The sequence below is a fragment of the Halopenitus sp. H-Gu1 genome (genome assembly GCF_041821145.1).
Lineage (GTDB): Archaea > Halobacteriota > Halobacteria > Halobacteriales > Haloferacaceae > Halopenitus.
The window spans coordinates 23,708-43,417 of sequence record NZ_JBGUBC010000011.1; the positions used below are offsets into that span (position 1 = coordinate 23,708).

15 protein-coding genes are annotated in these 19,710 nt (G+C 64.7%); 8 read left to right on the forward strand and 7 right to left on the reverse strand.

The window, feature by feature from the left end; all coding sequences use genetic code 11:
* Nucleotide 1: 1 nt before the first annotated feature.
* Nucleotides 2–1,648 (reverse strand): COG1361 S-layer family protein, encoded by a 1,647-nt coding sequence (locus ACERIT_RS09660; protein ID WP_373674643.1) that lies wholly within the window; start codon nucleotides 1,646–1,648, stop codon nucleotides 2–4.
* 185 nt (nucleotides 1,649–1,833) lie between these two features.
* Here ACERIT_RS09660 and mutS point away from each other — a divergent pair, with 185 nt between their 5' ends.
* Nucleotides 1,834–4,791, forward strand: coding sequence for a DNA mismatch repair protein MutS (mutS, locus tag ACERIT_RS09665; protein WP_373674644.1), 2,958 nt, complete (start codon nucleotides 1,834–1,836; stop codon nucleotides 4,789–4,791).
* Nucleotides 4,788–6,560, forward strand: coding sequence for a DNA mismatch repair endonuclease MutL (gene mutL, locus ACERIT_RS09670; protein WP_373674645.1), 1,773 nt, complete (start codon nucleotides 4,788–4,790; stop codon nucleotides 6,558–6,560). Before mutS ends, mutL begins: the two co-directional genes overlap by 4 nt.
* A gap of 35 nt (nucleotides 6,561–6,595) precedes the next feature.
* Here the strand turns inward: mutL and ACERIT_RS09675 are convergent, their stop codons facing one another.
* The 5 genes from ACERIT_RS09675 to ACERIT_RS09695 form a co-directional block, all read right to left on the reverse strand.
* Nucleotides 6,596–6,865 (reverse strand): hypothetical protein, encoded by a 270-nt coding sequence (locus tag ACERIT_RS09675; protein ID WP_373674646.1) that lies wholly within the window; start codon nucleotides 6,863–6,865, stop codon nucleotides 6,596–6,598.
* A gap of 3 nt (nucleotides 6,866–6,868) precedes the next feature.
* Nucleotides 6,869–8,494: a lysine--tRNA ligase gene (gene lysS / locus ACERIT_RS09680; RefSeq protein WP_373674719.1), complete on the reverse strand. Its 1,626-nt coding sequence runs from the start codon at nucleotides 8,492–8,494 to the stop codon at nucleotides 6,869–6,871.
* 164 nt (nucleotides 8,495–8,658) lie between these two features.
* On the reverse strand, nucleotides 8,659–9,378 hold the full coding sequence (gene pyrH / locus ACERIT_RS09685) for a UMP kinase (protein WP_373674647.1): 720 nt from the start codon (nucleotides 9,376–9,378) through the stop codon (nucleotides 8,659–8,661).
* A gap of 117 nt (nucleotides 9,379–9,495) precedes the next feature.
* Nucleotides 9,496–10,527: a YbhN family protein gene (locus ACERIT_RS09690; protein ID WP_373674648.1), complete on the reverse strand. Its 1,032-nt coding sequence runs from the start codon at nucleotides 10,525–10,527 to the stop codon at nucleotides 9,496–9,498.
* A gap of 109 nt (nucleotides 10,528–10,636) precedes the next feature.
* Entirely contained in the window at nucleotides 10,637–11,920 is a 1,284-nt protein-coding gene (locus tag ACERIT_RS09695; RefSeq protein ID WP_373674649.1) for a glycosyltransferase family 2 protein, read from the reverse strand.
* A gap of 89 nt (nucleotides 11,921–12,009) precedes the next feature.
* Here ACERIT_RS09695 and ACERIT_RS09700 point away from each other — a divergent pair, with 89 nt between their 5' ends.
* A complete protein-coding gene (locus tag ACERIT_RS09700; protein ID WP_373674650.1) occupies nucleotides 12,010–12,924 on the forward strand; it encodes a hypothetical protein in 915 nt (304 codons plus the stop codon).
* A gap of 15 nt (nucleotides 12,925–12,939) precedes the next feature.
* On the opposite strand, the gene ilvD is transcribed toward ACERIT_RS09700, so the two are convergent.
* Entirely contained in the window at nucleotides 12,940–14,691 is a 1,752-nt protein-coding gene (ilvD, locus tag ACERIT_RS09705) for a dihydroxy-acid dehydratase (RefSeq protein WP_373674651.1), read from the reverse strand.
* A 140-nt stretch (nucleotides 14,692–14,831) separates the two neighbouring features.
* Between ilvD and ACERIT_RS09710 the strand changes: the two genes are divergently transcribed.
* The 5 genes from ACERIT_RS09710 to ACERIT_RS09730 all read left to right on the forward strand — a co-directional run bounded on the left by ACERIT_RS09710 (nucleotide 14,832) and on the right by ACERIT_RS09730 (nucleotide 19,645).
* Entirely contained in the window at nucleotides 14,832–15,659 is an 828-nt protein-coding gene (locus tag ACERIT_RS09710; protein WP_373674652.1) for a molybdopterin synthase, read from the forward strand.
* 296 nt (nucleotides 15,660–15,955) lie between these two features.
* Nucleotides 15,956–16,552, forward strand: coding sequence for a transporter (locus tag ACERIT_RS09715; protein ID WP_373674653.1), 597 nt, complete (start codon nucleotides 15,956–15,958; stop codon nucleotides 16,550–16,552).
* A 162-nt stretch (nucleotides 16,553–16,714) separates the two neighbouring features.
* Nucleotides 16,715–18,430: a GTPBP1 family GTP-binding protein gene (locus ACERIT_RS09720; RefSeq protein WP_373674654.1), complete on the forward strand. Its 1,716-nt coding sequence runs from the start codon at nucleotides 16,715–16,717 to the stop codon at nucleotides 18,428–18,430.
* Nucleotides 18,431–18,497: 67 nt separating this feature from the next.
* The gene (locus ACERIT_RS09725) at nucleotides 18,498–19,067 is read left to right on the forward strand and encodes a magnesium transporter (RefSeq protein ID WP_373674655.1); all 570 of its coding nucleotides are present in this window, start codon (nucleotides 18,498–18,500) and stop codon (nucleotides 19,065–19,067) included.
* The gene (locus ACERIT_RS09730) at nucleotides 19,067–19,645 is read left to right on the forward strand and encodes a magnesium transporter (RefSeq protein WP_373674656.1); all 579 of its coding nucleotides are present in this window, start codon (nucleotides 19,067–19,069) and stop codon (nucleotides 19,643–19,645) included. Before ACERIT_RS09725 ends, ACERIT_RS09730 begins: the two co-directional genes overlap by 1 nt.
* The last annotated feature ends 65 nt before the right edge of the window (nucleotides 19,646–19,710 follow it).

The following is a 19,710-nucleotide window of genomic DNA, read 5'->3' on the forward strand; positions in this document are numbered from 1 at the left end:
GTTACCGAAGCCGGGAGCGGAGTCGATTCCGGTAGGCGATCCCTATCACGAGCATCGCGAGGATCACGAGGACGATCCCGATGAGGAGCGGGAGGCGGCTCTCGGCGGACGTCACAGTGACCGGTGCCGACTCGATGTCGGTCACGACGGTCTCGCCGAACGCGTTGTCGTGTTTGATCGTCGTATCGAGCGAGTACTCCTTCGGGGTCGCATCCTCATCGGTCGTCACGGTAAACGTCACCGTCACCGTCTCCCCCGGTTCGAGCGTGCCCACGTAGGCCGTGTCGTCGTCGGTCTCGAACGGCGAGTTGGTGTTGATCCGAACCTCCGCATCGGAGAGCGTCCCACCGCCAGTGTTTTCGATCGTCATCTCGAGCGTCTCCGTCGAACCGGCGGTCAGATCCGTCGTCTCGACCACGGTAAATTCCTTTTCAGGCTCCACCGTCACCGCCGCCGATCGTTTCTCGCTTTCGACCGACTTCGCGTAGATGTCATCGTGGATGACCGAGAAGGTTAACGGGTATTCCTGGGGGATCGTTCGGTCCGAGGCCTCCAGTTTGAACCGTGCAGTCGCCGACTCGCCGGGGTCAAGCGTCCCCAGGTTCGACTGACTCGACAGCAATGAGAACGGTTCAATCGGGTCTAAGACCACCCTTGCGTCCGTTGCAGTCCGGTTGCCGGTGTTCATGACGGTCACCGTGACGGCACCGATCGAGTCGACGTAGAGCTCCTCGGTTTCGGTCGTGAACTCGAATGAGGGCCCCTCGGAGACCGGAACCGATCCCGTTCGGATCCTCGATTCCTCAATATTCCCGTTCTCGTTCTCGTAGCTCAAGCGGAACTTCGCGGGGTACTCACCCGGCGTATCGATCGCCGAGGTGCCCGTCTGGAAGGTGGCCGTCGCAGTCTCATCCGGCTCCAGTCGACCGATCGAGACGCCCTCGCTTCGGGGACGGAAATGCTCCGACTCGATCATCGTGAGTTCCGCATTTCGGGCGACTTCCGTTCCGTCGTTTCGAACGGTGACGGTGATCGATCCGTCGGCGTTCTTATAGATACCCTGGCTCGTGGCATCCGAAACGTCGAGTCGAACGGACTTCTCGACCCGGATCGTGACGTACTTGGTGACCGTTTCCGTGTTTCGGTGAATGATGTAGTCGTTGGAATCCACGGTAATCCCACGAACGTACTCATACTCCATCGTCACAGGAACACGATAGGTTCCCGGCGACGCGTTCTCATCGACCTCCAGCGAGAGGCTCGTCTGGCGGCCGCTTCCGGCGTCGATCGTCCCAAGGCTCTGGGTACCGGTCTTGACCTCAAGCGGTGCGTCCGCCGACTCGACGGACGCCGTCACGGCACTTGCAGCACCGAGGTTCACTCGATGAGTTTGTACAACTTGTGCAATATCATCGATCCGCTGATCGGTCTCAGTCGTCCCCTCATGGCGATTCTGGACCATCAGATCGAACCGTTTGGTTTCTCCCGGTGCAACCACGTTCTCGCCCTGTATCGTGGGTTCGAGCGTCGGTTGTGAGAAATCATTGTATCGTTCCGCCGAAACGGTCCCGACACCGGTGGCGATCGTGGCTCCGAGAAGGAGGACCGACACCGCAATCACCAGGAACGTCGCTGGTTTTGAACTCATCTTAATTGTGCCCATATTATACAATACTACATTTATAGCTGTCGGTCAGGTGTCCAAACGCGTCGATCGACGAACGGATGGTTCGAAATACGCACGTCTTTCAGGACCCGATCGGGCCGATCGGATCGTTCGAACCGACCGCGCCGTCCGTGGCGTTTATCCCCCTTGCCCGCCGTTCCGCGTGTATGCCGACGGCGGATTCCGCGACGGTCACCGGACTGCCCCCCTCGATCGCAACCGCCCGCGAGGAGCTGACCCCGATGCTCTCCCAGTATGCGGATCTGTGTGCGGCCCACGAGGACGCCCTCGTCCTGTTTCAGGTCGGCGACTTCTACGAGGCGTTCTGTGAGGCGGCCGCGGAGGTGGCCCGCGTCTGTGAAGTGACGTTGACGAAACGCGAGGACTCGACCGGCGAGTACCCGATGGCGGGGATCCCGATCGACAACGCGACGGGCTATCTCGAGAGCCTGCTCGATGCGGACTATCGCGTCGCGATCGCGGATCAGGTCGAGGACGCCAAGGCGACCTCCGGGCTCGTCGATCGCGCGGTCACGCAGGTCATCACCCCCGGAACCGTGGTCGATGAACAGCTTCTCGCCTCGGGAACGACCAACTACGTCGCTGCCGTTGCCCACGAGACCGGGAACGCGGGCGATGGACGCGACGTCCGGGGGCTCGCCGCGGTCGACGTCGCGACCGGCGAATGTCTCGTCACGAGCGGCGACTGCACGACCGTTGCCGAGGAACTCGCCCGGATCGATCCCGCCGAGGTCGTCTACGGCCCCGGGATCGAGGACCGACCGGATGGAGCCGACACGCGGTGGATGGAGACGAGGATCGACGACGACCGATTTCTGACCGCGGCCGCTCGTGATCGGCTGGAGCCGTATCTCACGGCTCCGGATCGGCGATTCGCGAACGACGCCGAACTCCGTGCGACCGGCGCGGTCCTCGCCTACGCCGAGTACACCCAGGGCGATGACGGTCCCCTTGAGTACGTCTCCCGGATTCGCCGCTACGACCCGCGTGATCGGCTTCGGCTCGATGCAGCCGCCCGCCGGAGCCTCGAACTCTTCGAGAATCGCGGGCTGGGCGCGAGCGATACCCTCTTCGACGTCCTCGACCGGACGAGATCCGCGCTCGGTCGCCGATGCCTCGAACGGTGGCTGCGACGCCCTCTCGTCGACGCCGACCGTATCCGGTCGCGGCACGACGCCGTCGAATGGCTCGTCGCTCACCCCCTCGTCAGGGAAACGATCGACGAGCGCCTCACGAGCGCATACGACCTCGAACGGCTGGTGAGCGGCGTCTCACGTGGCCGGGCGAACGCCCGCGACCTTCGATCGCTTCATGCGACCCTCGAGATCGTTCCGGCCCTTCGGGAGGCTCTCTCGGACGGAAACGCGGAGTGGGCTGGTGACGTCGAGGCCGACGGTGACGCCGATGGTGACGCCAGATCCAACGCCAACACCGACGGTGACGCCAGCGCTGGTGCCAATGGCGACGCCAGCGCCAACGGCGACGCCAGCAGTGACGCCGAGGGCGATCCCCCGTGTCCCCACCTCATGGAGCTTCGCGATCGACTCGACCCGCTCGCGGAGATACGCGAGTTGATCGATCGGGCGATCGTCCTCGACCCACCCCAGGAGATCACCGACGGCGACGTCATCCGGGAGGGATTCGACGAGGAACTCGACGAGATTCGCCGGACCGAGCGCGAGGGACGCGAATGGATCGCTGAGTTGGAGGCGCGCGAGCGCGAGCGGACGGGGATCGACTCACTGACCGTCGGCCATACCCAGGTACACGGCTACTACATCGAGGTCACCGACCCGAACCTCGATCGAGTTCCCGACGACTACCACCGCCGTCAGACGCTCAAGAACAGCGAGCGGTTTTACACGCCGGAGCTGAAGGAACGCGAGGACGAGATCCTCGGTGCTGCAGAGCGGGCGGACGCGATGGAGTACGACCGATTCAGGGAGGTTCGTGAGACTGTCGCCGACGAGTCCGACCGGCTCCAGTCGCTCGCGGACGCACTTGCGGAACTCGATGCCCTCCGATCGCTTGCGACCGTCGCGATCGAGAACGACTACGTCCGCCCGGAGATCGTCGATCCGGCAAAAGACGACGACTGCCCGGGTATCGAGATCGAGGGCGGGCGGCATCCGGTCGTCGAACGAACAGGCGAGTTCGTTCCCAACGACGCCGATCTCCCCTTCGGGAGCGTCGCGATCATCACCGGGCCGAACATGAGCGGTAAATCGACCTATATGCGGCAGATCGCGCTCGCGGTCGTGCTCGCCCAGATCGGCTCGTTTCTTCCCGCCCAGGCCGCACGGGTCCGGATCGTCGATCGCGTCTTTACGCGAGTCGGCGCCTCCGACGACATCGCCGGCGGCCACTCGACGTTCATGCGCGAAATGAGCGAACTCACGGAGATCCTCCACGACGCCACGCCGAACTCGCTCGTGCTTCTCGACGAGGTCGGCCGCGGCACGGCGACCACGGACGGACGGGCGATCGCCCGCGCAGCAGCGGAATTCATCCACGACGAACTCGAAGCGACGACGCTTTTCGCCACCCACTATCACGAACTCACCGACCTGGCAGACGAGTGCGACCGCGTGTTCAACCTCCATTTCACCGCGACCCGCGATGACGGCGACGTCACCTTCCTTCACCGAGTGGCTCGCGGCGCCTCCTCGTCATCCTACGGCGTCGAAGTCGCTGAACTTGCCGGGGTCCCGGAGCCCGTCGTGTGTCGATCGCGTGAACTCCTTTCGGCCGAGGACGTCACCGGTTCCAGGAACGGGACTCCCACGCACCCGTCCGAGGACGAGGTCTCCACCGCCGACGATCCGACCCTCCGTGAGTTCCTGGATGCGAGCGATTCCGGCACAGCAGATGGATCACGAGTGGACGATTCGGGGGGCGGTCGAGACGCGGAACGCGGGCGAGACAGCACCAACGATTCCCGCGATGATCGTGGCGACACTCACGACCCCCGAGACGGCCTGGATGACACCCACGAATCCCGCGACGATCTCGCCGAGACACTCCGGCGTCTCGACATCGCGACGATGACGCCGGTCGAGGCGTTGAACACGCTGGCCGACTTGAAACGGGAACTGGAACGATGACTGACGGGATTCGCGATCGTGAGGACTCTCGAAACGCCGCGGACGAGGAGCGATCCCGGATACGACGGCTTTCGAAGCCCACTATCGATCGGATCGCCGCCGGCGAGGTCATCACGCGCCCCGCTCGTGTCGTGGGAGAGCTAGTCGATAACGCGCTCGATGCCGGCGCGACGCGCGTGGAGATCGCCGTCGAGGGCGACGGTACGGAGTCGATCCGGGTACGCGACGACGGCCGCGGCATGGCCCCTTCGGATGCGAGACTCGCGATCGAGCGACACGCCACGAGCAAGCTCCGAGACGGCGTGGATCCGAGGGAGGTCTCCTCGCTCGGGTTTCGGGGTGAGGCGCTGCCTTCGATCGCCGAGGCCGCGCGCCTCGAGATTCTCACGAACGACGGCGGCGCCGTCGGTACTCGGATCGAAGCGGGACCACGATTCAGCGGAGATGCCACAGCGGACGCCGACGTCACGATCGCCGACGCGGGGCGCGCCCGGGGAACGACCGTGGTCGTCGAGGACCTCTTCGCCACCCGCCCGGCCAGACGCGAGTCGCTCGCGGGGACGGCCGCTGAATTCGCCCGGATCTCGTCGCTCGTGACGAGTTACGCTCTCGCGCGCGCCGAGGTCGCCTTCACACTGGAACACGACGGCAGGGAGACGTTCTCGACGCCGGGAACCGGCTGGAGCGACGCCGTCCTCGGCGTTTACGACCGAGACGCCGCAAGCCAGTCGACGGAAATCGACGCGACCCGTCGCCTGCAGACGGACGATGTCGATGCTCCCGCCATCGACATCGACGTTCGCGGCGTCCTGGCGTATCCGTCCCTCTCGCGAGCCACCCGCGACCACGTTCGGATCGCCGTCGGCGGCCGGCCGGTCGAGAACGCCCGACTCGAACGCGCCGTTTCACAGGGATACGGCCGACTGCTCCCCGACGGTCGCGAGCCGGTCGCCGCCCTCGACGTGCGGATCCCGACGACCGAGATCGATCCCAACGTCCACCCGGCGAAACGTGAGGTTCGACTGCGTCGCTGCGAGCCGGTCGCCGACGCGCTCGCGGCGATCGTCGAGGACGCGCTCACGGGTGCAGACCTCCGGCGGAAGGCCGAGGTCGCGACCGATCTGGAGACGTCGCTTTCGACCCCGTCGGACGCCTCGCCGTTCGCCGACGTCGAGGCGATCGGCCAGTACCGCGACCTCTACGTCCTGTGTGACGCCGGCGACGAGCTACTCGTGATCGACGCCCATGCGGCCCACGAACGCGTGAATTTCGAGCGATTGCAGCGTGCCTTCGAGACCCACGCCCGGAGCGAGCCGCACGGCGATTCTCCACCCGAGGCAACCGTCACGCTCGATCCGCCGGCGACGATCTCGCTTTCAAGTGAGGAACGCGCCGCGATGGAGGCACACGCCGAGGCTCTCTCTCGACTCGGCTTCACGGCGGAGACGTTCGGGGGGACCACCATTCGACTTCGATCCGTTCCGGCTCCGTTCGGCCGGACGGCCGACGTCGAGGCCTTCCGCGACGTGCTGGCTACTCTCGCTGCCGGCGAGAGCCCGGACGATCCTCGCGAGCGCCTGCTCGCGGACCTTGCGTGTCATCCCTCGTTAAAACGCGGCGACGCGATCGACGTCCCGGAGATGGAGTCATTGATCGATCGGCTCGGCGAGTGTGATCGGCCCTTCAGATGCCCACATGGCCGGCCGACGGTGCTTTCGATCGAGGAGGCAACGCTTGCGGACGGGTTCGATCGGCCGACGCGACGGTGAGCGACCGGCGATGGCGTCGCCGGAGTCAGTGTCAGTTACCACTCCTTGCAGTCCGAACAGACGTACGCGTTCCCCTCGAGCCAGCGACGTTCGACGACCGCTCCACAGCGCTCACACGGAGCTCCGGAGGACGAAACGGTGGTCGTTGCCGTGGCAGGTTCGATCCCGTCTCCGGCGTTGTCGGTGTCATCTTGGTCGTTGATGTCGCCGTTCTCGACGCCGCCGTCGTCGGATTCGGCCTCGTCTCCGTCATCATCGGTCCCGTTCGTGGCCGTGAACTCCTCGAGTGATCGATCCTCCGACATCGCCTATGCCTCCCGTCGGAGCCGGTCGACCACGAACTCCCGTTCTAACTCGCCGAGGAACTCGCCGAGTCGTGGCCCTTGCGTCTCGTCGAAGAAGAGCCGGTAGCCCGCCTCGAAGAACATCGACACCTCGATATCGTGCTCGCGGGCCGTCTCGTACATCCGGCTCTGGATCGCCTCGCCATCGTGTCCCTCGGCGACGTACGCTGCGAGGTCGTCGAGCGCCGCCTCGATCGCCGGATCGAAGGACACCTCCGGAAGTTCAGTCTGGAGTCGGTAGTTGTACTCGTTGTCCATCCGCTCGGCCCAGGTCCGTGCCCGCTCGACGCGTTCGAGTGCGTCCTCGATCGCCCACTCGGGCGTGTCCGCATCGAAGTGTCCCTCGTCGCGAGCCAACTGTTCGCGGAACGCCTCGTCCTCGACCATCCCGAGGACGGCGGCGAAGGTGAACGGCAGCCGGACACGGTCCTCACGCACTTCCTCGACGACGAAGGGATACGCCCGCTCGGCAAAGCGAGTGAGTTCCTCGTCGTCGACCGCGCCGAAATACGCGCGCTCGAACCGGTCGAATCGATCGACGAGTTGGTCGAGCCGCTCCAGGTTCAGATCCCGCGCCTTCTTCGGTTCGAGCGCGAAGAAGTACCGGAGCACCTCCGGTTCAAGCAGTTCGAGGATCTCCGGCACCGTGACGATGTTGCCCGCCGACGAGGAGAGCGCCTCGCCGTTGAGCGTAAACCACTCGTAGACCATCGGAACGGGTGGTTCGACGTCCAATACGTTCCGCGCGATGTCGACGCCGGAGGGCCACGATCCCTCCGCGTGGTCCTTTCCGAACGGCTCGAAGTCGACGCCGAGCACGTCCCACTGTCCCGGCCACTCGAAGCGCCAGGGAAGTTTGCCCTCTCGGAAACTCGCGGTTCCCTCATGGCCACACCCCTCGATCGTCGATTCGCCAGCCTCCATGTCGGTGCAGACGTACTCGACGGTTTCCGCCTCGAGGTCGATCGCCGTCACCGTCTCCGTGACCTTCCCGCATGCGGAACAGATCGGGTTGAAGGGAACGTACTCGTCGTCGACTTTCGCTTGATACTGAGAGAGGACCTCGCGGGCCCGATCGACGTCGGAGAGAACGGTCCGAACGACCGGATCGAAGGTCCCCTCCTCGTAGAGCGCCGTGTTCGAGATCATCTCGACGGGAACGCCGAGACGTTCGGCGTCGGTCTGTAACAGGTTCGCGAAGTGGGCGGCATAGGAATCCGCCTCGCCGAACGGGTCGGGGATATCGGTGTACGGCTTGCCTAAGTTACGCCCGAGCGCGCCCGCATCGACCTCGCCGAGACCGACGATTTCCCCGTCGGTGTTCGCGAGTTTTCGGGGAACCTTCCGAAGCGGATCCCGGTCGTCGGAGGTGAACACCTGTCGAACCCCGTGCCCGCGCTCGCGAAGCACGGCCGCGACGAAATGACCGCGCATGATCTCGTTGAAGTTTCCGAGGTGGGCGACGCCGGAGGGGGAAACGCCGCCTTTGATCACGATCGGCTCGTCCGGATCGCGCGCAAGGACGTCGTCCGCGACCGCATCCGCCCAGAAGGCGTGGTGTTCGTTCCCGCCGGTCGCGTGTGGATCCATCGTGTTCGTGTCACCGTTCGCTCCCGATTTCGTGTCAGTCACCATCTCGGTTCCCGTGTTCGTGTCAGTCACCATCTCGGTTCCCGTGTTCGTCTCCCTCGCGGTCGGGTTCCCGTTCTCGTCGTTCGGGCCCCCGTCCTCGTCGTTCGGGTCGGCCATTCGATCTACGTCCCCCCGCTCCAGGCGTCCGGTTCCACACAGGCGGCCGGAACGACGTCGGTTCCGTCGTGGCTCCCCTCCAGAACCGCCTCGACGATCGCAGACGGGTCAGTTCCGTCGAGGACGATCGATCGGAGATCGGCGCGATCGATCAGCTTGGCCGCGAGGAGATCGACCGGCGCGGACGCGCCGGCGTCCCGGCTCATCGGAAGAACGAGATCGACGAGTTCTCGCGGGGAGAGACGTTCGTACTGTTCGGCCTCGGGGTCGACGTTCGGATCGGCATCGTAGACGCCGTTCGTGCTCGTCGCGTACACGAGGAGGTCGGCGTCGATGGCCTCCGCGAACTCGGCAGCCACGGCGTCCGTCGTCTGGCCGGGCATCACTCCGCCCATCACCGACACCTCGTCGCGACGGAGCGCTCGGACCGCCTCGTCGTAGTCCTCGGCGGGCGAGAGCGTCGCCCGCTCGTCCAACGCGGCGATGAGCAGTCGGGCGTTGAGCCGCGTGACACCGATCCCGAGCTGGTCGAGTTGGACCTCGTTCGCGCCGAGAGCGCGGGCTGCCCCGATGTACTCACGGGCGACGCTGCCGCCACCGACGACGACCCCGACTTCACATCCCGCCTCGGCGATCGCCTCGATCGCCTCCGCGTGTGCCGCCACGCGATCCGGATCGAGATCCGGTGCGAGAACGCTTCCGCCGATGGATACGACGACCTTCATTGGGTTCGGGTAACTCTGTCGCGCTCTTAAGGATTGTCAAGCGAACATGGACTCGGGTCATTCCTGCGATGGCAAACCGCATTTATCGGCCTTTCTCTGCACACCCTCCGACCGGTATCAGTTCCGACGGATTACCCAAAGTGTCGCGACTCCGCCGACGCCGACGACGAACCAGTAGCTCACGAGCCGGTAGATCGTCGTCACCGCGAGCGCGTCCGCAGTCGAGAGCACGGTCAGCGCCGTCAAAAGCGCGACGAGCGTCCCCTCGATCGCGGCCAACCCGCCGGGAAGCGGCGTCGATCCGGCGACGACGCTGACGGGGACCAGAAAGCACACGAGGAACACGGAGATGGGAGTCCCGATCGCGATGGCCGAAAAATAAAGCGGCAGCGCGAAAAGTACCCATCCGACGTACGCGAGCGCGACCGAGACGAGGAGCGCGCGCGGGGATCCCGCGATGACCTCGATCGACTCATAGAGCCGCTCGATCCGATCGTCCACGGAGGCGAGTGAAACCCGATGGCTCCGCCGAGCGATCGGAGCGACGAGCCGGCGGATCGCCGCACGGAGCCGGTCCCGAAATCCCCAGCTCGCGACGGCCAGAAGCGGCAGCCCGATCGCGAGCGCGACCAGTACGGCCGCGAACCACTCGACCGGCCCCGGAAGGCGTTGGGTCGTTCCCAACAGGTAGCCGAGCCCGACGCCGCCGACGGTGAAAAACGGCAGCATCCGGATCACGTCGGTCGTGACGACGCTCGCGAGACTCTCCTCGTAGGTCGCCTCCGTGTCACGTGTCAGAATGTAGGCAATGAACGGCTCTCCCCCGGCCTGCCCCATCGGCGTGACGTAGTTCGCGAACGTCGCCGACAGAAACGTCACGACCAGCTTTCGATACGGAACCACGATCCCGATCGCCCGCAAAACGACCTGCCAGGTCTTCGCCCAGACGGCGAGACAGGCGATCGCCGAGAGACCTCCGAGCAGGACCCACTCGATTTTCGCCACGCGGAGACGCTGTATGGTCCGCTCCCAGCCGACGACCACCCCGATCAGGTATACGAGAAGGATCGCGACCGCGAACCCCAGAAGCGTCTTCGTGATCGTCCGACGATCGATCCATCCGGCACCGACCGACTCGTCTCGTGACACGGGGTTGGTTCGACTCGTCGGCGAAGGGATTTATAAATAGTGTGTCGTGCCGATCGGTGGTGGATGTCCCATCCTCCTGGAGCGATCGGGGAAAGCGAGGGAGGGCCGTTCACGCACCGGTTTTTGTCACCTGATACCACTCGCCCTCCCAGGTGAGCACGTACTCGAGAACGGCCTTGATCGTCAAAATGCCGTGACCGAGATAGACGAGCGGCGCGAGGGCGATCGTCCACGACGGCCATCCGACACGTCCCTCGAGTGCGTCCTTGCTCCAGACGCCGCCGATCATGGCGAAAACGCACGCGAGAGGAACGAGTGCCGATCCGGTATCGACCAGCGCGAGAAGCAGGACGTGTGCAGTGAGGATCAAAAGCGCCCCACCGGCGAGCACCGCACCGACTGCGCGGCCGACGGTAACGAGGTCACCGAAGGTCGGCCGCTCCGAAAGCGCCTCTCGGATCCGAAGGTGTGATACCTGGACGTGGCCGATGCGCCAGCGTTTTCGCTGGCCCCACAGGTCAAAGAGCGTGTGGGGCGCTTCCATCGAGCTGGTACATCGGCGGTTATGGACGACGGTCAGATCCGCCCTGTAACACTGGTGGGAGAAGTAGATGTCCTCGGTCAACACGTCGGCAAAGCCGCCGACCGCCTCGATCGCCTCCCGCGTGAAGCCGGTCGCGGAGCTTTGACAGTGGGTGAACCCAACCAGATCCCCGATCAGGTATCCTGCCTGAACGACCACGCGCTCGCAGTAGGCAAGCGTCTCGACGGCCCCGGTCGGCCGCGGGACACGACGGCCCTGAAAGACGTCCGCATCGCCGAGCAGTTGGCCCATCGCCGTGGAGACGAACGTCGGTGACGCCCGCTCGTCGGCGTCGAAGACGACGAAGTGGTCCGCCTGACTCCATTTGACGGCGTAGTTGATCGCGGTGGCCTTCGAGCCCGGCGACTCGTTGAGGAGACACGTTACCGAGTCGTATTTGTCGGCCAACTCCTCGGCCCGCCTTCGAGTCCGATCGTCGTCGGGTTCCGCGACGATGGCGATCGAAAGCGGATCGTAGTCGTTCTCCAGCAGGCTCGAGACGCTCGCATCGAGGACGTCGGCGTCACGATAGGCGGGAACGATGGCTTGGACGGGCGGTCCGGCCGTGATCCGTTCGTCGGCGGCCTCGCTTCGCCAGACGTCGGCGGCGAGGAGGTAGCCAGTACTCGCGATAACCAGGCTGAACAGTCCGGCCGACACCACCCCCTGCAGAAACTGGATCCGAACGAAAAGCGGCGCTATCACCACGGTCCAGATATCCGGTCCGGTCAAGAACCCGAACACCAACAGTCCGAGTATCCCGATCCAACTCCCGGTCGTCTCCGCGATATGCCGCCCTATTCGGCTCATCGTGCTCGTATCGTTTCCTACCAGTATTTAAACTTGTGGCTCACGGAGAGACGATGGATAATTGCAGACGCACGAATAATGCCCGGTCAGTGACGTTTCGAGACTGGCTGTCGGTGTCAGGGGAGAAGATACGAAACCGGGGTTTCGAGGGGGTCCGTGACATCGCCTATGACCTGTATACGGGGCTGTGGTGGCTGACGTATCCGTTCTCCCGGGGGCGCAACGTCTACGACCGTGACTGGGACGTGCTCGTGATCCTGGACGCCTGCCGGGTTGATCTCCTCCGGTCGGTGACGGATGAGTATGCGTTCCTCGGGGAGATAGAACGGATGGAGTCGGTTGGTAGTATGTCCAAGGAGTGGATGGCGAAGACGTTCACGGACGAACACGCCGAGGCGGTGTCGAATACGGCCTATATAACGAGTAACGTCTTTTCGGATCGAATCCTCTCGGCCGATCGCTTCGGGACCCTCGATGAGGTCTGGCGGTATGCCTGGGACGAGGAGACCGACACGGTCCTGCCGCGTCCGGTCACCGACCGGGCCATCCGGACCGCTCGCGAGTCGGACCCCGACCGGCTGATCGTCCACTACGTCCAGCCGCATCACCCCTTCGTCGGCCTCGATGCGGGCTTCGACGCCGATCCCTTCGGCCCTGCCCTTTCGGACACTGTCGTTGATGCGCTCCGGAAGGGACGGATCGACTTCGAGACGTTTTGGGCGGCCTATCAGGAGAATCTCCGGCTCGTGCTTGACGAGGTCGAGATCCTCCTCTCGAACGTGGACGCCGAGCGTGTCGCCATCACGGCCGACCACGGTGACGCCCTCGGTGAATGGGGAATCTACGATCATCCGGTCGGCTGTCTCCACCCGAGCGTTCGAACGGTGCCATGGACGACCACCACGGCCACCGATCAGCGGACCTACGAACCGACGACGGAAAGCGGAGAAAGCGACGACGCCGCGATCCGCGATCGGTTGCAAGCGCTCGGATACGTCGGTTGAGGTCCCGTCGAATCCTCAGCGACGTTGCAATCCCGGATTCGTGACGGCGCCCTCCGCGGCGGAGCCGAAGAAGGCCCCGTATCTCGCCAGAACGCCGGATTCGTAGTTCGGTTCCGGCTCCTCACGCTCCTCGAGGCGTCGTTCGATCTCATCGTCGTCGAGATCGACGTCGAGCGTCCGGTCGGGCACATCGACCGTGACCGTGTCTCCCTCCTCGATTGCGCCGATCGGCCCGCCCACGAACGCCTCGGGAGCAACGTGGCCGATCATCGGACCGCGAGTCACGCCGGAGAATCGACCGTCGGTGAGAAGCGCCACGTCGTCCTCGTGGCCCTGACCCACGACGGCCGCAGTCACGCTGAGCATCTCGCGCATTCCGGGACCTCCTTGGGGTCCCTCGTTGCGGATGACGATCACGTCGCCTGATTCAATATTTCCATCCTGGACGTACGCCATCGCGTCCTCCTCCCGCTCGAACACGCGGGCCGGCCCCTCGTGATGCATGTGTTCTTGTGAGCCGGTGACCTTCAACACGGCACCGTCGGGGGCCAGGTTCCCGGTCAGGATCTTGATCGCTCCCTCCTCGTGGATGGGATCGTCGACCGTCCGGAGAAACTCCACGTCGGCGCCGCCGTCGGAAAGGTCGAACCGTTCGATCTCCTCGCCGAGGGTACGGCCGGTGACGGTCATCGCGTCGCCATGAAGCAGGCCCGCCTCATGGAGTCGCTTCAACACCAGGGGAACGCCGCCGGCTTCGTGAAGGTGAGTCATCGCGTGATCCCCGCCGGGCTGGAGGTTGGCGATTTTGGGCGTGTTTCGGCTGATCTCGTCGAAGTCCTCGATGTCCAGATCGATGCCTGCCTCGGCGGCCATCGCCAACAGGTGGAGCACGCCGTTCGTCGATCCGCCCATCGCAACCTGCAGGGTGATCGCGTTCTCGAAGCTCTCGCGGCTGAGAATGTCCGAGGGACGGCGCTGTTCGAGCACCACCTCGATCGCGAGTTCGCCGGCCTCGGCGGCGACGTCGTATCGCTCCTCGTCCTCGGCTGGTGGGCTCGCCGAGCCGAGCGGGGCGAGTCCGATCACCTCGGAAATGGACGCCATCGTGTTGGCGGTGAACATCCCGCCACAGGATCCCGCTCCCGGGCAGGCGGTGCGTTCCAGCGAGTCGAGTTCCTCCTCGGTCATGTCACCGACGGCGACCGCGCCGACCGCCTCCGCGACGTGCTGGGTCGTGACCTCTCGCCCCTCGTGTTCGCCGGGTTTGATCGAGCCGCCGTACAGGAAGACGGAGGGGAGGTCCGTCCGGATGGCGGCCATCATCATCCCGGGAAGGTTCTTGTCACAGCCCGCGACGGTGACGAGCCCGTCGAGGTACTCGCCGATCGACACTAACTCGACGGAGTCGGCGATCATTTCCCGGGAGGTCAGCGAGGTCTTCATCCCTTCCGTCCCCTGCGAGATGGCGTCGGAGATAGTGATCGTACCGAACTCGATGGGCATCCCGCCGTTCTCGTCGATTGCGGCGTGGGCTCTTGCGCCGACGTCGTCGAGATGGACGTTACACGGCGTGATGTCCGCCGCTGGATTGGGGATCCCGATCATCGGTGAAGAGAGGTCATCGTCGTCGTACCCCATCGCACGAAACATCGCACGATGGCCGGCCCGATCGAGCCCCTCCGTCACCTCGCGGCTACGGAGCTGTTCCGGTTTATCGTCGCGGTCCAGATAGGTTTGCTCCTCGTCGGTGGATTGGTTGTTGCTCACACACGATACGATGGACGCGTCGACTTAAATCCGTTTGACTCGCCGGCCCCGGGTGCCGTAACGGGATTCCCCGAGAGGTCAGCGAGGTCCTCGAGGAACGGCGGGAAAGTCCTAAGCCGCTGGCTCACTCCTCCATCGATATGCAACCGCTCTCGATACTTGGCACGGGTGCCGACGATCTTGCCGACCGCCTCGTGGACCGTCTGGCCGAGCGCACGGACGACGGTGTGGTGCAGGTGGACGCAGCCGCCGATACGAACGACGATGGAGCCGTCGACGCGCTCACGGCGCGGTCGAGAGCCGACACTGCCGTCCGATTGGACGAGGACGGAACGTGGACGGCAGCGGGAACGGACGCGGATCTCACGGCGCTTCTCGACCGATTCGCACCGACCCACGACTACCTGATCGTCACCGGTCGGACGCGGCTTCGCGTTCCGACCGTGCTCGTTGACGACGATCGAACTCCGGAGGACGTCGCCGGGACCGTCGTTCACGAACTCGAGGATCCGGCCGCGGTCGACATCGACGACCTCATCAACGTGATCGATGCCGCAGAGCCGTGGATCACTCTTGAGGAACTGATCGCGCGCGTCAAGGAGGGAGAGGGCGCGGATCGGTCGGGGGCGATCGCCACCTTCACCGGCCGGGTTCGGGCGCGTGACGCTCCCGAGGACGATCGGACGACGCATCTCGCCTTCGAGCGCTATGAGGGCGTCGCCGCCGATCGGATGGACGCGATCGCCACCGAACTCGAGGCGCGTGAGGGCGTCTTCGACGTTCGAATGCACCACCGTACCGGCGTGATCCCGGACGGCGAGGACATCGTCTTCGTCGTGGTGTTGGCGGGCCACCGCGACGAGGCGTTTCGAACGGTCAAAGACGGGATCGATCGGCTCAAAGAATGGGTTCCGATCTTCAAAAAGGAGACCACGGAGCGCGAGGAGTTCTGGGTACACGAACGGTGAGCATGTCGAATCCACGTCCGATGACTCGATGACGGGAACGGGGGAGACCCTACGAACGTCTGACGTCAGTCATCCGGGCGGCTGACGCGGGTTTTTCTTGCCGGAGTCCATCGGCTTCGAGCATGCCCGCCATAACGGAGTCGCTCGTGCGATCCACCTCTCGTTCCGGTCGATCATCCGGGAATCCGCGTTCCTCCATCGATCGTGGCGACGTTCACCGGGACTCAACGCGGCCATCAACCGGTTGGAAATCGGCTTCCCCGCGGGACGTACTGCAACAGCGGAGGTGATCGCTCATGTCGGATGCCGATCCCGCCGAAACCGGGGATGCGAGTGGATCCACAGGCTTCTCGCTTCGATCGATACGTGAGGGAGCGATCGGGGGCATCGCAGCCTACGCGTTCGGCTACCTCCTCACGTACCTCTGGAAGGCTGGCGAGTATCGGGAGACGATCGAGCGGATTGGGCCGATCGCCGAGCTGTTCGGCGTGGAAACGCCGGCTCCCTGGCGGATCGTTGGCTGGCTGTTCTACAACGCCCACGCGGTGGCCGCCTACGTCGACATGGGGATCACCAGCACTTACATCGACCTGATCGCACGGGGTGACGGTCCCCTGGAGATCCTCTATCTCGTCCCCCCGCTGTCGCTTGCGGCCGCGGGATACCTCGTCGTTCGACGCCTCGGACCCGTCACGTCGGTCGTCGAGGCGATCCGGCTCGGTCCGATGGTCACGATCGGGTACCTTCCCATCGTCGTCGTCGGGGTCTTCGCGTTCCGCGTCAACGGGTCGGGACCGGAGCTCGTCCCCTCGCTGCTGCTTGCCGGGATCGTCTACCCGATCGCCTTCGGCGGGATCGGCGGCGCGATCGCCTACGCAATGGACCGCCGGTAGCGGCTACAGATACCGGACGCGACTAGTGGAACAGGTAGCGACCTCGAACGCCAAAGTGAACCGAAAAGCCGTCATTTCTCACCCAAACTCTCGGACGTCACCCCTGAAATGGGTACACACACCACGAAAACGCTTAAACGCCGATGTGGCTTACGGGTGGGTATGAGCGCGGACCGGTCTGTCCTTCGACAGGCCATAGAGCGCGGAGAACGCGACGGTGGCGCGATCGAGTTTAAAGAACGGCTCAACCGGGAGGTCCACCTCGTGGACGGGCGAAAGGAATCGCTCGCCGCACAGCTTCGCCATCGCGTCCTTTCGGGCGACGGAGAGGCGACCTACGTCATCGGCGTCACCGACGACGGCGGACTCGCCGGAATCGCTCCCGAATGCTTCTCCGAGACGATGGACGTGCTCTCGCTGCTCGCCGAGGAGGCGGATGCCCACATCCACGACGTCGACACGTGGGGCGTTTCCAGGGACGATGCGATGGACGACCGCCGCTCCATCGAGGAGACGGCAGCCCCCGATGAACCCGGGAGGGTCGCTCACGAGAACGGAGCCGACCGTGGACTCGTGGGGATCGCAACGATTCGCGAGGGTGCCGTCCTGGAGACCGACGACACGCACGTGGTCATCGGCACCGCCGGCCACGTCGATCACGGAAAGTCGACCCTCGTCGGCTCGCTCGTCACCGGACAGGCCGACGACGGCCAGGGCGGAACGCGGGGATTCCTCGACGTTCAGCCCCACGAGATCGAACGCGGACTCTCCGCCGACCTCTCGTATGCCGTCTATGGGTTCGAGGACGAGGACCCGGTCCGCATGGACAACCCTCACCGCAAGCAGGACCGCGCCCGGATCGTCGAGGAGGCGGATCGACTGGTCTCGTTCGTCGATACGGTCGGCCACGAGCCGTGGCTGCGGACGACGATCCGCGGGCTCGTCGGCCAGCGGATCGATTACGGGCTGCTCGTCGTCGCCGCTGACGACGGCCCAACGCGAACGACCCGCGAGCACCTCGGGATCCTCCTGGCCATGGAACTGCCGACGATCGTCGCGGTGACGAAGACCGACCTCGTCTCCGAGGACCGAATCGAGGAGGTGACTCGCGAGATCGAGTCCTTGCTTCGCGACGTCGACCGAACGCCCCTGCCGGTCGATCGACATGGCGTCGAAGCCGCCATCGATGAGATCGGCGAGTCAGTCGTCCCGATCGTCGAGACGAGCGCGGTGACGGGAGCCGGGCTCGAGACTCTCGATACCCTCTTTGGGTCGTTGCCGAAGCGGTCGCTCCCCGATCGTGAGGAGTTTCGGATGTACATCGATCGCACCTACGACGTCAAGGGCGTCGGTGCGGTGGCCTCCGGAACGGTGAACTCCGGCGCCGTCGAGACCGGCGACGAGTTGCTCGTGGGTCCGATGAACGACGGGTCGTTTCGGGAGGTCGATGTGCGGTCGATCGAGATGCACTACCACCGCGTCGATCGGGCGACGGCGGGGCGGATCGTCGGGATCGCCCTGAAGGGGATTCCGGAGTCGGCACTGGAACGCGGGATGGTGCTGCTCCCGCGGACGGCCGACCCCGACCCGGTCCGGGAGTTCGAGGCCGAGGTCATGGTCCTCAACCATCCGACGCGAATTCGATCGGGATACGAACCGGTCGTTCACCTCGAGACGGCGAGTGAGGCGGCCGAGTTCACCCCGGAGGACGGTAGGCTCCTTCCCGGCGACACCGGCCGCACGCGAGTCCGATTCAAGTTCCGCCCGTATCTCGTCGAGGAAGGACAGCGGTTCGTCTTTCGAGAGGGATCGAGCAAGGGCGTCGGGACCGTGACCGGCGTCGACGGCCTTTCCGATCCCCCACCGGCCGACGACTGAGCGGCGTTTGATCGCCGTCGAGGATCGCAGTAGGTACTTTTAACTTCGAATTCGAACAGAATGTACCATGAACGTCCGCGAGGAGTTCGTATCCATCTATCGGGAGTCACTCCCGGTTCTCCTCGTCGCGCTTGGGGGCGGGCTCTTCTCGGGAGTCATTCTGGAGGAACTGCTCGCGAGCATCGAGCGGTTTCCGGGACTGTTGGTGATGGTTCCAGTGTTCCTTGCGACTCGCGGGAACGTCTACGGGGCGCTCGGCGGACGAATATCGAGTGGGCTCCATCAGGGCCTCATTGAACCTCGTCTGGAGTGGAATGACCGCCTCGTCAACGCCGTCGTTGCCTCCTTCATCAACGCGATCGGCATCTCCGTCGTGATCGCGATCATCTCCTGGCTCGCGTTGCTGGGTTTGGGTCGTGAGTCCGCACATCCGCTCGAGTTCCTCGCGATCATGCTCATCTCGGGTGTGTTGACCTCGATCGTCTTGATCTTCGGCATGCTCTCGTTGCTCTTCGTGGGCTACACCCGGGGACACGATCCGGACAACCTCGTCGGGCCGATCGTCACCACGCTCGGTGACGTCTTCGGGATGGCGTTCCTCCTCGTCGCCGTCGGCACCGTCGAGGTGATCGGCTGATGGCCGATCCGGGGGGATCGCTCGGGTCGTGGTCGACTCGCCGCATCATCCGGAACATGTTTCCGCTTCTCGTCGTACTCTCGGTGATCGTGTTGTGGGCCGGGATCACCCTCGAGGGTGCCGAGGAGTTGCTCGCCGAGTACGGTCTGCTCGCGGTGATGGTCCCGGTCATGGTCGGCATGGGGGGCAACCTCGGAGCCATCCTGAGCGCGCGGCTCACGACCCGGTTGCACCTCGGAACCACCGAGTTCGACCCGCGGGATCGACACCTGTGGGCGACTGTGAGCGCGATACTCGCGCTGGCGGCGACGGTCTTTTCGACCCTCGCGGTCACCGTCTGGCTGTTCGGTCGGATCGTGGGCGGCGGCCTGCCGCTTTCGACGATACTGTTCATCTCGCTTTCGAGCGGGCTGTCGGTCGCGATCATCGCCGTCTGTTTCGCCATCGCGGCCACCTACGGTTCCTACCGACTTGGCATCGACCCGGACGATACGACGATCCCGATCGTGACGAACGTGGTCGACGTCTTCGGCATGCTCATCTTCCTCGGCATCTCGCGGTGGACCCTCGGGGTTTGAACCGGTATCGAGTCTCGCTCTGCCCGAGTTGAAGATTCGGATATCCCACCCGAATTGGGAACCCG